Below are 15,362 nucleotides of genomic sequence, written 5' to 3' on the forward strand. Positions count from 1 at the left end.
TCCGGCCCGCCCCCTTCACGGGACCACCGGTCTAAGCTCTCCTAGCAGAAGCGCTTTTGCGCCTGAAGGAAAGATGAACAAAGGTTGATCCTGCACCGCAACAGGGAAACAAAGCAGCAAAAAGGCCGGCTTTCGCCGGCCTTTTCAGTGTCCTCGGTATTCCTACGGATGAACGATCATTCCGCAGGTGGCAGCGCCATCGGCTCCACTTCCGGCGCCGGCGGCACGACCGCCGCCTGCTTCTCGCGCTCGTCGAGGATCATCTTGTCGCGCTTCACGGCGACTTCGCGGATCTTCGCCATGGAGGCGCCGGTGCCTGCCGGAATCAGCCGGCCGACGATGACGTTCTCCTTGAGGCCTTCGAGCGGATCGACCTTGCCGTTGACCGCCGCTTCCGTAAGGACGCGGGTGGTCTCCTGGAACGAGGCCGCCGAGAAGAAGGAGCGGGTCTGAAGGCTCGCCTTGGTGATGCCGAGCAGAACCGGCGTCCCCGTGGCGATCTTCTTGCCCTCTTCCTTGGCCTTCGCGTTGATCTGGTCGAACTCGATCTTGTCGATCTGCTCGCCCGAGATCATGTCCGTGTCGCCCTGGTCGGTGACTTCCACCTTCTGGAGCATCTGACGAACGATCACCTCGATATGCTTGTCGTTGATGAGCACGCCCTGGAGCCGGTAGACCTCCTGGATCTCGTTGACCAGATAGGCTGCGAGTTCCTCGATGCCCTTGACCGCCAGAATGTCGTGCGGCGCCGGGTTGCCTTCTACGATGAAGTCGCCCTTTTCGACGATGTCGCCGTCCTGAAGGTGGATGTGCTTGCCCTTCGGGATCAGGTACTCGCGCGCCTCGTCGGTCTTGTCCATCGGCTCGATCGAGATGCGACGCTTGTTCTTGTAGTCGCGCCCAAACCGGATGGTGCCCGCGATTTCGGCGATGATCGCCGCATCCTTCGGACGCCGAGCCTCGAACAGTTCCGCCACCCGCGGCAGACCGCCGGTGATGTCGCGCGTCTTGGCGCTTTCGGTCGAGACACGGGCGAGAATGTCGCCCGCCTGGACCTTGGCGCCGACATCGACCGACAGAATGGCATCGACCGACAGCATGTAGCGGGCATCGCCGCCACGGGCGAGCTTGAGCACCTTGCCGTCCTTGCCCTTGATCACGATGGCGGGACGCAGGTCCCCGCCGCCGCGCATCGAGCGCCAGTCGATGACCACGCGCTTGGCAATACCGGTGGCCTCGTCCAGTGTTTCCGAGATCGACTGTCCCTCGACCAGATCCTCGAAGCCGATGGTGCCTTCGACCTCGGTGAGAAGCGGACGGGAGTAGGGATCCCACTCTACGATGCGCTGGCCGCGCTTGACCGTATCGCCTTCGTCGACGTGCAGGCGCGAACCGTACTGAATACGGTGCGTCGCACGCTCGGTGCCGTCGGCATCGACGATCGCGATCACCATGTTGCGAACCATCGCGACCAGGTGGCCGTCGCTGTTGCGAGCGATGGCCTTGTTCCGGATCACGATCTTGCCGTCGAAGTTGGATTCGACGAAAGATTGCTCGTTCAGCTGCGCCGCACCGCCGATGTGGAAGGTGCGCATGGTGAGCTGGGTGCCAGGCTCGCCGATCGACTGCGCCGCGATGACGCCGACCGCTTCGCCGTGGTTGACCGGCGTGCCGCGAGCGAGATCGCGGCCGTAGCACTTGCCGCAGATGCCGTTGACGAGCTCGCAGGTCAGCGCCGAGCGGATCTTCACCTCCTGGACGCCGCCCTGATGGATGGCATCCAGATGGCTCTCTTCCATCAGCGTACCGCGCTTGAAGATCACCTTGCCCGTGCTGTCACGCACGTCTTCGCAGGCCGTGCGTCCGAGGATGCGCGAGCCGAGCGAAGCGACCACGGTGCCGGCATCGACGATGGCGCGCATCTTGATGCCGAGCTTGGTGCCGCAATCGTCCTGCGTGATGATGCAATCCTGCGCGACGTCGACGAGACGACGGGTCAGGTAGCCGGAGTTCGCGGTCTTCAACGCGGTGTCCGCGAGGCCCTTGCGGGCGCCGTGGGTCGAGTTGAAGTACTCGAGCACCGAAAGGCCTTCCTTGAAGTTCGAGATGATCGGCGTCTCGATGATCTCGCCAGACGGCTTGGCCATCAGGCCGCGCATGCCGGCGAGCTGGCGCATCTGGGCCGGCGAACCGCGGGCACCGGAGTGAGCCATCATGTAGATCGAGTTGATGTCGGCATCCGCCCCGCTCGCCGTCTTCTTGGTCGAGGAGATCTCCTTCATCATCGCCTTGGCGATTTCTTCCGTGGCCTTCGACCAGGCGTCGACAACCTTGTTGTACTTTTCGCCATGGGTGATCAGACCGTCGTTGTACTGCTGCTCGAAATCCTTCGCCAGCGTACGGGTGGCGTCGACGATCTTCCACTTGGAGTGCGGCACGACCATGTCGTCCTTGCCGAACGAGATGCCGGCCTTGAACGCGTTGTAGAAGCCGAGCGCCATGATGCGGTCGCAGAAGATCACCGTCTCCTTCTGACCGCAGTGGCGGTAGACCTGGTCGATGACGCCGGAGATCTCGCGCTTGGTCATCAGCTTGTTGATGACCTCGTAGGGAACACGCGGGTTCTTCGGCAGCAAATTGCCCAGCATGACGCGGCCAGCGGTGGTCTCGATCCAGCGCTTGGAGATCTTGCCGGTATCGTCGATGCCTTCCCACCGGTACTTGATCTTGGTGTGGAGGTGGATGACCTTCGCGTGCAGCGCGTGCTCGAGCTCCGCCATCTCGCCGAAGATCTTGCCCTCGCCGGGCAGGCCTTCGCGCATGATGGAGACGTAGTAGAGACCGAGCACGATGTCCTGCGACGGCACGATGATCGGCTGGCCGTTCGCCGGATGCAGGATGTTGTTGGTCGACATCATCAGGACGCGCGCTTCCAGCTGCGCTTCCAGCGACAGCGGGACGTGCACGGCCATCTGGTCGCCGTCGAAGTCGGCGTTGAACGCGGCGCAGACCAGCGGGTGGAGCTGGATCGCCTTGCCCTCGATCAGCACGGGCTCGAACGCCTGGATGCCGAGGCGATGCAGCGTCGGTGCGCGGTTGAGCAGCACGGGATGCTCGCGGATGACCTCGTCCAGGATGTCCCAGACCTCGGGCCGCTCCTTCTCGACCAGCTTCTTCGCCTGCTTCACGGTGGTGGACAGGCCCTTGGCGTCAAGCCGCGAGTAGATGAACGGCTTGAACAGCTCGAGCGCCATCTTCTTCGGCAGGCCGCACTGATGCAGGCGCAGCTCGGGACCGACCACGATCACGGAACGGCCCGAATAGTCGACGCGCTTGCCGAGCAGGTTCTGACGGAACCGGCCCTGCTTGCCCTTGAGCATGTCGGCGAGCGACTTCAGCGGACGCTTGTTGGCACCGGTGATGACGCGGCCACGGCGGCCGTTGTCGAACAGCGCGTCGACGGCCTCCTGAAGCATGCGCTTCTCGTTGCGGATGATGATGTCCGGCGCGCGCAGCTCCATCAGCCGCTTCAAGCGGTTGTTGCGGTTGATGACGCGGCGGTAGAGATCGTTGAGGTCCGAGGTCGCGAAGCGGCCGCCGTCCAGCGGCACCAGCGGACGCAGGTCCGGCGGAATCACCGGGACCACGGTCATGATCATCCATTCCGGCTTGTTGCCGGAGTGGCGGAACGCTTCCACGATCTTCAGGCGCTTGGCGAGCTTCTTGTGCTTGATGTCGGAGTCGGTCTCCTGCATCTCCGCGCGCAAGGTCAGCTCGAGCTTCTCGAGATCCATGCCCTTGAGCAGCTCGCGGATTGCTTCCGCGCCGATCATGGCGGTGAAGGAATCCTGGCCGTATTCGTCCTGCGCCTTCAGATACTCGTCTTCCGACAAGAGCTGACGGTCCTTCAGCGCGGTGAGGCCCGGCTCGAGCACGACGTAATATTCGAAGTAGAGGATCCGCTCGAGGTCCTTCAACGTCATGTCGAGCAGGAGGCCGATGCGCGAGGGCAGCGACTTCAGGAACCAGATGTGGGCGACGGGGGCTGCGAGCTCGATATGGCCCATGCGCTCGCGCCGGACGCGCGACAGCGTAACCTCGACCGAGCACTTCTCGCAGATGATGCCCTTGTACTTCATGCGCTTGTACTTGCCGCACAAGCACTCGTAATCCTTGATCGGCCCGAAGATGCGGGCGCAGAACAGGCCATCGCGCTCGGGCTTGAAGGTACGGTAGTTGATGGTTTCCGGCTTCTTGATCTCGCCGTACGACCAGGACAGAATCTTCTCGGGGCTCGCGATCGAGATCCGGATCTGGTCGAAGACCTGAGCCGGCGTCGTCGGATTAAAGAGATTCATAATTTCTTGGTTCATCGTCTTCTCCTCGCGTGCCGGTCGCCTCCGGCAGCAAATTCGAAAATCACTATGCGGGGCCGCCCTGCCCTCGCGATTCGAGGACTGGGCGCCGATGCCCGGCCATTCAGGCCGGGCATGAGGGTCGTATTACTCGGCCGCTTCCGCCGTCCCTGGTCCGACCTTGGAATTGTGCAAGTCGACGTTGAGGCCGAGCGAGCGCATTTCCTTGACCAGCACGTTGAACGATTCCGGAATACCGGCCTCGAAGGTGTCGTCGCCACGCACGATCGCCTCGTACACCTTGGTACGGCCGGCGACGTCGTCCGACTTCACGGTCAGCATCTCCTGGAGCGTGTACGCCGCGCCGTAAGCCTCGAGCGCCCACACTTCCATTTCACCGAAGCGCTGGCCGCCGAACTGCGCCTTGCCGCCCAGCGGCTGCTGGGTAACGAGCGAGTACGGACCGATCGAACGCGCGTGGATCTTGTCGTCGACGAGATGGTGCAGCTTGAGCATGTAGATGTAGCCCACCGTCACCTTGCGGTCGAAGGCGTCGCCGGTGCGGCCGTCATAGACGGTCGACTGGCCCGAAGCGTCCAGACCGGCAAGCTTCAGCATCTCCTCGATGTCGGCTTCCTTGGCGCCGTCGAACACCGGCGTCGCGATCGGAACGCCGCGGCTCAGATTGTGGCCGAGCTCGATCAACTCGTTGTCGTTGAGCGACTTGATCGTCTCGTCCTCGCCGTAGACCTTCTTCAAGGTTTCCTTCAGCGGCCTGATGTCCTGCTTCGACAAATAGGCATCGACCGTCTGGCCGATACGCTTGCCGAGGCCGGCACAGGCCCAGCCGAGATGGGTCTCGAGGATCTGTCCGACGTTCATGCGCGATGGCACGCCGAGCGGATTGAGCACGATGTCGGCATGCGTACCGTCTTCGAGGAACGGCATGTCCTCGATCGGCACGATCTTCGACACCACGCCCTTGTTGCCGTGGCGGCCGGCCATCTTGTCGCCGGGCTGGATCTTGCGCTTCACCGCGACGAAGACCTTGACCATCTTCATCACGCCGGGCGGCAATTCGTCACCGCGCTGAAGCTTTTCGACCTTGTCGAGGAAGCGCTGTTCCAGCCCCTTCTTCGACTCGTCGTACTGCTTCCGCATGGCCTCGATCTCGGCCATCAGCTTGTCGTTCGGCGAAGCAAACAGCCACCACTGCGACTTCGGGTACTCCTCGAGCACCGCACGGGTGATCTTGGTGTCCTTCTTGAAGCCCTTCGGTCCGGCGATGCCCTGCCGTCCTTCGAGCAGCTCGGCAAGGCGGTTGTAGACGTTGCGGTCCAGGATCGCCTGCTCGTCGTCGCGGTCCTTAGCCAGACGCTCGATCTCTTCCCGCTCGATCGCCAGCGCACGCTCGTCCTTGTCGACGCCGTGCCGGTTGAACACGCGCACTTCGACGATGGTGCCCTGCACGCCCGGAGGAACGCGCAGCGAGGTATCGCGGACGTCGGAAGCCTTCTCGCCGAAGATGGCGCGCAGGAGCTTTTCTTCCGGCGTCATCGGGCTTTCGCCCTTCGGCGTGATCTTGCCGACCAGGATGTCGCCGGCGCGCACTTCCGCGCCGATGTACACGATGCCGGCTTCGTCGAGGTTCTTCAGCGCTTCTTCCGAGACATTCGGAATGTCGCGGGTGATTTCCTCGGGTCCGAGCTTGGTGTCACGGGCCATCACCTCGAATTCTTCGATATGAATTGAGGTAAACACGTCTTCCTTCACGATCCGTTCGGAGAGCAGGATCGAGTCTTCGAAGTTGTAGCCATTCCACGGCATGAACGCGACGAGCACGTTCCGGCCGAGCGCGAGCTCGCCGAGATCGGTCGACGGACCGTCGGCGATGATGTCGCCCTTCTTGACGATGTCGCCGACCTTCACCAGCGGACGCTGGTTGATGCAGGTGGACTGGTTGGAGCGCTGGTACTTCATCAGCCGGTAGATATCGACGCCCGACTTGGTCGGATCGAGATCTTCCGTGGCGCGGATGACGACGCGGGTTGCGTCGATCTGGTCGATCACGCCCGAACGGCGCGCTGCGATCGCAGCACCCGAGTCACGCGCAACCACGCCTTCCATGCCGGTGCCGACGAACGGCGCTTCGGCGCGAACCAGCGGCACCGCCTGGCGCTGCATGTTCGAGCCCATCAGCGCGCGGTTGGCGTCGTCGTTCTCGAGGAACGGGATCAGCGCGGCCGCGACCGAAACGAGCTGCTTCGGCGACACGTCCATGTAGTCGACCTTGTCCGGGGTCACCGGCAAGACTTCGCCGGCGTGACGGCAGACCACGAGATCTTCGGTGAAGCGGCCCTTCGGGTCGAGCGGCACGTTGGCCTGCGCGACCGTGTAGCGGCCCTCTTCCATCGCCGAGAGGTACACGACCTCGTCGGTGACGCGGCCGTCCTTGACCTTGCGGTAAGGGGTCTCGACGAAGCCGTACTTGTTCACGCGCGCGAAGGTCGCGAGCGAGTTGATCAGGCCGATGTTCGGACCTTCCGGCGTCTCGATCGGGCAGATGCGGCCGTAATGCGTCGGATGCACGTCGCGCACCTCGAAGCCGGCGCGCTCGCGGGTCAGACCGCCCGGTCCAAGCGCCGAGAGACGGCGCTTGTGGGTGATCTCCGACAGCGGGTTGGTCTGGTCCATGAACTGCGAGAGCTGCGAGGAGCCGAAGAACTCGCGCACGGCGGCGGCCGCCGGCTTGGCGTTGATCAGGTCCTGCGGCATGACCGTGTCGATGTCGACCGACGACATGCGCTCCTTGATCGCGCGCTCCATGCGGAGCAAGCCGATGCGGTACTGGTTCTCCATGAGCTCGCCGACCGAACGCACACGGCGGTTGCCGAGATGGTCGATGTCGTCGATCTCGCCCTTGCCGTCGCGCAAATCCACCAGCGTCTTGATGACGGAGAGGATGTCTTCCTTGCGCAGCGTGCGCTGGGTGTCGGGCGCATCGAGGTCGAGGCGCATGTTCATCTTGACGCGGCCGACCGCAGAGAGGTCGTAGCGCTCGGCGTCGAAGAACAGCGACTGGAACATCGCCTGCGCCGAATCCAGCGTCGGCGGCTCGCCCGGACGCATCACGCGGTAGATGTCGAACAGCGCGTCCTCACGCGTCATGTTCTTGTCGGCCGAGAGCGTGTTGCGGATGTAGGCGCCGACATTGACGTGGTCGATGTCGAGCAGCGGCAGCTCCTTGTAGCCCTGCTCGTTGAGAGCCTTCATCGACTTGTCGGTGATCTCTTCACCGGCTTCCGCGTGGATCTCGCCGGTCTTGGGATTGACGAGGTCCTCGGCGATGTAGTTGCCGACGAGCTCCGCATCCGAGAGGCGCAGCGCCTTCAGCCCCTTCTCCTGCATCTGACGCGCACCGCGCACGGTGAGCTTCTTGCCGGCTTCGAGCACGACCTTGCCGGTATCGGCGTCGATCAGGTCGTTGATGGTCGAGTAGCCGCGGAAACGATTGGCGTCGAACGGAACACGCCAGCCCTCCTTGATCCGCTTGTACTGGATCTTCTTGTAGAAGGTGCTGAGGATCGCCTCGCCGTCGAGGCCGAGCGCGAACATCAGCGACGTCACCGGAAGCTTGCGGCGACGGTCGATACGCGCATAGACGATGTCCTTGGCGTCGAACTCGATGTCGAGCCAGGAACCGCGATACGGGATCACGCGGGCCGCGAACAGCAGCTTGCCCGACGAATGGGTCTTGCCCTTGTCGTGATCGAAGAACACGCCCGGCGAACGGTGCATCTGCGAGACGATGACGCGCTCGGTGCCGTTGACGATGAAGGTGCCGTTCATCGTCATGAGCGGGATGTCGCCCATGTAGACGTCCTGCTCCTTGATGTCCTTGACCGACTTCGCGCCGGTTTCCTCGTCGATATCGAACACGATGAGGCGCAGCGTCACCTTAAGGGGGGCCGCGAAGGTCATGCCGCGCTGGCGGCACTCGTCGACGTCGTATTTCGGCGGCTCGAACTCGTAGCGGACGAATTCCAGCATCGAGGTGCCCGAGAAGTCCGAGATCGGGAACACCGAGCGGAACACCGCCTGCAAGCCCTCGTCCGACCGCCCGCCCTGGGGCTCGTCGACCATCAGGAACTGGTCATAGGACGCCTTTTGAACCTCGATGAGGTTCGGCATCTCGGCCACTTCCTTGATGTGTCCGAAGAACTTGCGAACGCGTTTGCGACCGGTGAATGTCTGCTGCGCCATCGTGGCCTCTCATTTTCGTCGCCCGATTTGGGCGCGCCCTCCGGAACGCGGCGACCGCCGCTCCCCGGGTTGAATTTTTCGAACCCGTCTTGGGGGCCGGAGACTCAGTTTCAGGCAGGAATGTCCTGAATCTGTTCTTCAGACCTTCAAAACGCAAAACGACGCGCGGGGCGCAGGAGCGCGCCCGCCCGTCACAACCAACCTCTTCACGGACTGCAAAAGCCCGAAATAGCTTGCTCTCCCAACGGCTTACAGGGAATCCGGCATCCCTGCCCACCGCGCTTTCGTGCTGCCGACCCGATATGGGGCGACATTAGTGCAGATTCGAGGGGTAAACCCTCAAATCCCCACACTTTTTCGTGTTCGGCCTGCGTCGGGTCGTTCCGTCGCACGCCTTTTGCATCTGGCCCACCCTTTCAGGGAGTGGACCGAGATCCCGGTTGCGATGATGCTGACCGGGATCCCGTGCCAGTAAGCGCTGCTTACTTGAGCTCGACCTTCGCGCCAGCCTTCTCGAGCTGGGCCTTGAGCTTCTCGGCTTCGTCCTTGTTCACGCCTTCCTTGACAGGCTTCGGCGCGCCCTCGACGAGGTCCTTTGCTTCCTTCAGGCCCAGGCCGGTGATGGCGCGGACTTCCTTGATGACCTCGATCTTCTTGTCGCCGGCGGCGGCAAGAACGACCGTGAACTCGGTCTTCTCTTCGGCCGGAGCGGCGGCGGCGCCACCACCAGCCGGGCCAGCCACGGCGACAGCCGCGGCAGCCGAAACGCCCCACTTCTCTTCGAGGAGCTTCGCGAGTTCGGCAGCTTCGAGCACGGTGAGGCTCGAGAGGTCGTCAACGATCTTCTGCAGGTCAGCCATTGTTCAGTTTCCTTGAATGTAAGTCTGGTTCGGGTTTGAGTTTTGCGAAGGGCGTCAGGCCGCTTCGCCCTTTGAGGCATAAGCCTGGATGACGCGCGCGAGCTTGCCCGCGGGCGCGTTGGCGAGCTGAGCGATCTTGGTCGCCGGGGCCACAAGCAGGCCGACGATCTTGGCGCGCAGTTCGTCAAGCGACGGCAGCGAGGCAAGAGCCTTCACGCCGTCGACATTCAGGACGGTCGTTCCCATCGAGCCACCAATGATGACGAACTTTTCGTTCGCCTTGGCGAATTCGACGGCGACCTTTGGCGCCGCTACCGGATCGTCCGAAGTGGCGATCACGGTCGGTCCCTTCAGCATGGGGCCGATGGCAACGACGTCAGTGCCTTCAAGAGCAATTTTGGCGAGACGGTTCTTCGAGACCTTCACCGAGGCGCCAGCCTGCTTCATCTGCGAGCGCAGCTTCTGCATCTGGGCAACGGTCAGGCCGGAATATTGGGCAACGACCGCGACGCTCGTGGTCTTGAAGACCCCATTGAGCTGTTCGACCGCTTCCTTTTTTGCCGCTCGTTCCACAGCAAGCTCTTTCCGGTTGGCGGTCATCGCGAAAGCGGGACCGCCGGGTTGCACCCATCGTCCCGCCCAAACCTGAACCTCAGGGCCAAACCCATCGGACACGCCGGGCAAGACGACAATTCAAAGCCTGCCCTCCGGGAGCCCACAGGAGCCCACGGCGTGTCGAGGTCCGAACCAAACCCATTCCGCAACCGACCCTAAGGTGGTCACGACGTGAAATCCGGTCTTCACCCGTCTATGCAGGCCATGCGATTAAGCCGTTGAGAAATCGAAATTCCCCGCGGGCGCCTGCAGTCTTGGACAGGACAAGGTCAGCCGGCGAACCGTCCGACCTCTGCCCGCACCCCACACCCTACGGCTTTCCCTCCTTTTCCGGCAAATCCTCACGGACGCCCTGAAAAGGAATGATCTCCATCGCTTGTTTTCGGAATGCGTGCACGAACGCGCCAGCCGAGGCCGGCACGTCCGGAAGCGGTTCTTTAACCGCTCGGGGCCGCCTTGCCAAGAGCAAAATTCACACCAGTTCCAATCCGTTGCCGCTCGCGCTTAATCGGGGCGGACAGGGGCCGATTTCAGCTCATTTGACCCCGTAAGGCAGCGGCTTGCCCTCGAAAAACGCGGTCAGGTTCGCCAGCACGCAGTTCTGCATGGCGACGTGCGATTCGAGGGTGTGGCCGCCGATATGGGGGGCGAACACGACGTTGGGCAGCGCCGTCAGCGCGTCCGGGGCGTGCGGCTCCTTGTCGTAGACGTCGAGACCGGCTCCGGCGATGGTCTTTTCGGTGAGCGCCACTACCAGGGCTTTCTCATCGATCACCGAGCCGCGGGAGATGTTGACGACATAGCCGTCCGCCCCGAGGCGCCTGAGGATATCGGCGCCGACGGCATGCTGGGTCTCGGCCCCTGCCCGGACCGCGATCGTCAGCACGCTGCACCAGTCGGCGAGCGCCTCCAGCGTCGGGAAATATTGATAGGGCAGGTCGTATTTGCTGCGGCTGAAATAGCCGATTTCGCTCTCGAAGGCGGCGCAGCGCGCTGCGATCTTGCGGCCGATTTCGCCCATGCCGTAGACGCCGATGCGGCGGCCCGGCATCCCGGCCTGCGGGCGCATCATCGGCGAGGGCTTTGACGCGGCCCAATCGCCGCTTCGGACGTACTGGTCGGCAACCAGGATTCGCCGCGTCGTCGCGAGCACCAGCGTCATCGCGATGTCGGCGACCGAGGCCGCATTGGCGCCCGGGCTATGTCCGACCGCGATGTTGCGGGCGGCAGCGGCCTTCAGGTCAACACCGTCATAGCCAGTGCCGTAGCAGACGATGGCACCGAGCTTCGGAAACAGGTCCATCGCCTCCGCGCCCAGCGGCGTGCCGCCGGCGGTGAGCACTGCGCGGATATCGCCGAGCGCGTCGGCCGAAAACATCTCCCGCGCCGGCTTGCCGCCGGTGTCGAGCAGCTCGAACCGCTCGGCGAAGCGCGCCATCATCGTCTTGGGAAAGCGCGAGTAGATCAGGACCTTGTCAGTCATTGTTCTTGTTTCCGGTGAACGCCGTGACAAACGACGAGGGGCGGAATCGGTTGCCCAATTCCGCCCCTCGCCTCATGTCGTTTCCAAACCTTAGCCGAGAATGGTGCCCGGCTCGACCTTCACGCCGGGACCCATCGACGAGGACACCGCAACGCGCTGGATGTAGGTGCCCTTGGAACCGGCCGGCTTGGCCTTGGAGACGGCGTCAGCGAGAGCCTTGATGTTCTCGACCAGTTTTTCCTCGGTGAACGAGGCCTTGCCGACGCCGGCCTGCAGGATGCCGGCCTTCTCGACGCGGAACTCCACCGAGCCTCCCTTGGCGCCCTTCACAGCGCCGGTGACGTCCATGGTCACGGTGCCGATCTTAGGGTTCGGCATCAGGCCGCGCGGACCGAGCACCTTACCAAGGCGGCCGACCAGCGGCATCATGTCGGGGGTTGCGATACAGCGGTCGAAATCGATCGTGCCGTTCTGCACCTTCTCGACCAGGTCCTCGGCGCCGACGACATCGGCACCCGCAGCCTTGGCCTCGTCGGCCTTGGCGCCGCGGGCGAACACGCCGACGCGGAGCGTACGGCCGGTGCCGTTCGGCAGGGTCACGACACCGCGGACCATCTGGTCGGCGTGACGCGGATCGACGCCGAGATTGATCGCGACCTCGATGGTCTCGTCGAACTTCGCTTTCGCGCGTTCCTTGACCATCTTGATGGCGTCCGCGAGCGGGTAAAGCTTTTCGCGATCAATACCTTCGCGGGCTTTGTTCAAACGCTTTCCGATTGCCATGAGCCCTTACCCCGCCACTTCCAGACCCATCGAACGGGCAGAGCCCTCGACCATCTTCATGGCCGACTCGATCGAGTCGCAATTGAGATCCTTCATCTTCTTCTCGGCGATCTCGCGCACCTGCGCTTTGGTCACCGCACCCGCCTTGTCACGACCCGGCGCCTTGGAGCCGGACTGGATCTTGGCAGCCTGCTTGAGGAAGAAGGACATCGGCGGCGTCTTCATCTCGAACGTGAACGAACGATCGGCGTAGATCGTGATCACGACGGGAATGGGGGTATTCTTCTCTTCCTTCTGGGTCTGGGCGTTGAACGCCTTGCAGAACTCCATGATGTTGAGACCGCGCTGACCGAGCGCGGGACCGATCGGGGGCGAAGGATTCGCCGCACCGGCCGGGACCTGAAGCTTCAGGTATCCGGTCACTTTCTTTGCCATGTATCACTCCTGGTGGGCCGGCCTGGGCCGGCGGTTTCAGGTTCGTGGTCTGGGTCGGATGCGGCTGGCAACCGCCCTCTCCCTCCCACGGCCTCTTGCTGCGCGAGACCGAAGCCTCACGCCTACCCGATCAGACCTTCTCGACCTGACCGAATTCCAGTTCGACCGGCGTGGCGCGGCCGAAGATCGACACCGCGACCTTCACGCGCGAGCGCGCCTCGTCGATTTCCTCGACCACACCCGAGAACGAGGCAAACGGGCCGTCGGCCACGCGCACGTTCTCGCCGATTTCGAACGACACCGACGCCTTCGGCCGCTCCACGCCCTCCTGCACCTGGTGCAGAATGCGCATGGCCTCGGCTTCCGAGATCGGCATCGGCTTGTTTTCCGCGCCGAGGAAGCCGGTCACCTTCGGCGTATTCTTGATCAGATGAAACGCCTCGTCGGTCAGCTTCATCTTCACCAGCACGTAGCCCGGGAAGAACTTGCGCTCGGCGTCGATCTTGCGGCCGCGGCGCACTTCCGTGACCTTCTCGGTCGGAACCAGCACCAGCTCGAACAGCTCCTCGAGCCCGCGCTGCTTGGCCTGCTCGCGGATCGATTCGGCGACCTTCTTCTCGAAGTTCGAATAGGCGTGGACGATGTACCAGCGCTTGTCAGACAATTGAGCCGTTGCTGTTGCCATCAGTGAATGCCCAGAAGGAAGGTGATGAGGACGCGGATGATCTGGTCGGCGGCGAAGAAGAAGATCGAGGCCACGGCGACCATCACGAACACCATGATGGTGGTGATCGTGGTCTCGCGGCGGGTTGGCCAGGTGACCTTGGCGGTCTCCGAGCGCACTTCCTGCAAGAACTTGAACGGGCTGACTGCCATCGTTTGATGTCCAACGTCCGTCGACAGACGCGAATGAATTTCAGGGATCCGAACAGCCGCCGTTGGCCCAGCCCTCTGTCGAAGGATGAGCCGGAAATCGGGCTCGATTGTTCGGGGATTTCAAAGCCGCGCCGGAAATCCGCGTCTAACGGGCCGGCTGCGAGTGCGCGGTATCTACTGCGGATGGGACCAAAGGTCAAGATAGAGAGGGCCCGCGCGAGTAATCCGACCTCCGCGGCCGACCGACCAGAGATCAGGCCGATCAAGGGCTTATCTGCCGCCTGCAAAGCGCGGTCCCAGGGCCTCAGCCGGCTCCTCGCAGAACGAGACCACCGGGCCCGTCCCCCTCACCTGCAGCCTCTTTGGCGACCTCTCAAGGTCAGTCGGCCCGATCGATCGTCGAAATGCCCGGCAACGGCACGACGAACTTTCCGCCCTCGGCGAAATAGCCGGCATGCTTGGCCCGGATCGGATCCACATAGCGCCAGGCGAAGACGACGACGAACGCCGGCTTGCGCTCGTAAAGGGCGGCGGGCGGCAGGATCGGGATGTCATACCCCGGGCCGGCCATAACGCTCCCCTTCTTGGGGTCGTCGTCCACCAGGAAGTCGATCTTGTTCTCCAGGCCGAACTGCGGCAGCAGGGTCGTGGTCCCGACCGAGACGCCGTAGCCGGCCACGAGCTGGCCGCGCGCATGGGCGGCATCGGCCATCGCGACCAGCTCGTCGCGGATGGCGGCGATTCTCTTCGCATAGGGCACATAGTAGGCCGGCCGGTCGACGCCGAGCCGGTCTTCCTCGGCGATGAAGCGCGCGACCTCCGCGGACGGCTTCTTCGCGCCGCCGGCACGCTGCACCGTCACCCGGATCGAGCCGCCCTTGGTCTCGATGTGCTGGACGTCGATCACTTCCATGCCGAGTCGCGCGAAGAAGCGCGTCAGCGGCTTGATGTTAAAATACGACAGATGCTCGTGATAGACGGTGTCGAGAAGGTTCTTCTCGGTGACGTCGACGCCATACTGCGTTTCGAAAACGAACAGCCCGTCCGGCGCAAGCACGTCGCGAACCCCGATCACCAGCGGGTCGAGATTGTCGACATTGGCGATCATGTTGTTGGCGATCACGACACTGGCCGCGCCGTGGCTTTGCAGGATGCGGCGACCGATGGCATCGGTGAAGAAATCGCCGATGGTCTCGATCCCCGCTTCCGTCGCACGCCGCGCGATGTCGACGGCGGGATCGACACCGAGCACCCGCATGCCGCGCTCCCTGAAGAAACCGAGCAGCGATCCGTCGTTGCTGCCGAGCTCGACGACCAGCGAGCCCGGCGCGATGGCGAATCGGCTGACGACGTCCATCGCATAGCCCGCGAAGTGCTCCCGCAGGCCAAGCGAGAGCGAGGTGGTATAGACGTAGTTTCGGTATTGGATCTCTGGATTGCCGACGTGGAGAATCTGCAGATGGCCGCAGTCTGCGCACAGGTGCAGCGCCATCGGCACCGCGGCCCGAAAGACGGGATCGTCGACGCTTGCGTCCGGCACCTGAAAGTTCGGCGTGCCGATGGGCATGCCTGCCATCGGCACGACGAGCTCTTGCTTGTCCGAATGACAGAGGCGGCAGGTATGGCGGACGTAGAACAGGTTTTTCATCGTAGGACCGTAAGACGGAGACATGCGAACAGGCGAGGCAATCT

Annotated in this window: 10 protein-coding genes; all 10 read right to left on the reverse strand. The window is 63.2% G+C overall.

The genetic code is table 11. The features are described 5' to 3' along the window. Window positions 1–176: 176 nt before the first annotated feature. The gene (rpoC, locus tag IVB47_RS17650; RefSeq protein ID WP_247462841.1) at window positions 177–4,373 is read right to left on the reverse strand and encodes a DNA-directed RNA polymerase subunit beta'; all 4,197 of its coding nucleotides are present in this window, start codon (window positions 4,371–4,373) and stop codon (window positions 177–179) included. 129 nt (window positions 4,374–4,502) lie between these two features. Beyond that, window positions 4,503–8,618 carry a DNA-directed RNA polymerase subunit beta gene (gene rpoB, locus IVB47_RS17655; protein WP_007602996.1) on the reverse strand — a complete coding sequence of 1,372 codons (4,116 nt, stop codon included), beginning with the start codon at window positions 8,616–8,618 and terminating at the stop codon, window positions 4,503–4,505. A 482-nt stretch (window positions 8,619–9,100) separates the two neighbouring features. Further along, window positions 9,101–9,478, reverse strand: coding sequence for a 50S ribosomal protein L7/L12 (gene rplL, locus IVB47_RS17660; protein WP_007602994.1), 378 nt, complete (start codon window positions 9,476–9,478; stop codon window positions 9,101–9,103). Window positions 9,479–9,532: 54 nt separating this feature from the next. Then, complete coding sequence (gene rplJ, locus IVB47_RS17665; RefSeq protein ID WP_027567495.1) at window positions 9,533–10,051, reverse strand: 50S ribosomal protein L10; 519 nt, start codon at window positions 10,049–10,051, stop codon at window positions 9,533–9,535. A 577-nt stretch (window positions 10,052–10,628) separates the two neighbouring features. Then, window positions 10,629–11,576: a 2-hydroxyacid dehydrogenase gene (locus IVB47_RS17670; protein WP_247462843.1), complete on the reverse strand. Its 948-nt coding sequence runs from the start codon at window positions 11,574–11,576 to the stop codon at window positions 10,629–10,631. Window positions 11,577–11,666: 90 nt separating this feature from the next. Beyond that, window positions 11,667–12,359, reverse strand: a complete 693-nt coding sequence (rplA, locus tag IVB47_RS17675) for a 50S ribosomal protein L1 (protein WP_007602988.1) — start codon at window positions 12,357–12,359, stop codon at window positions 11,667–11,669. A gap of 6 nt (window positions 12,360–12,365) precedes the next feature. Beyond that, the gene (gene rplK / locus IVB47_RS17680; protein WP_007602986.1) at window positions 12,366–12,794 is read right to left on the reverse strand and encodes a 50S ribosomal protein L11; all 429 of its coding nucleotides are present in this window, start codon (window positions 12,792–12,794) and stop codon (window positions 12,366–12,368) included. 130 nt (window positions 12,795–12,924) lie between these two features. After that, window positions 12,925–13,479: a transcription termination/antitermination protein NusG gene (gene nusG, locus IVB47_RS17685; RefSeq protein WP_007602985.1), complete on the reverse strand. Its 555-nt coding sequence runs from the start codon at window positions 13,477–13,479 to the stop codon at window positions 12,925–12,927. Then, complete coding sequence (gene secE, locus IVB47_RS17690) at window positions 13,479–13,670, reverse strand: preprotein translocase subunit SecE (RefSeq protein ID WP_007602984.1); 192 nt, start codon at window positions 13,668–13,670, stop codon at window positions 13,479–13,481. Before secE ends, nusG begins: the two co-directional genes overlap by 1 nt. Window positions 13,671–14,049: 379 nt before the next feature. Then, on the reverse strand, window positions 14,050–15,318 hold the full coding sequence (locus IVB47_RS17695) for a class I SAM-dependent methyltransferase (RefSeq protein WP_247437850.1): 1,269 nt from the start codon (window positions 15,316–15,318) through the stop codon (window positions 14,050–14,052). Window positions 15,319–15,362 lie beyond the last annotated feature (44 nt).

Origin of the sequence: Bradyrhizobium sp. 62 (assembly GCF_023073035.1) — a bacterium.
GTDB lineage: Bacteria > Pseudomonadota > Alphaproteobacteria > Rhizobiales > Xanthobacteraceae > Bradyrhizobium.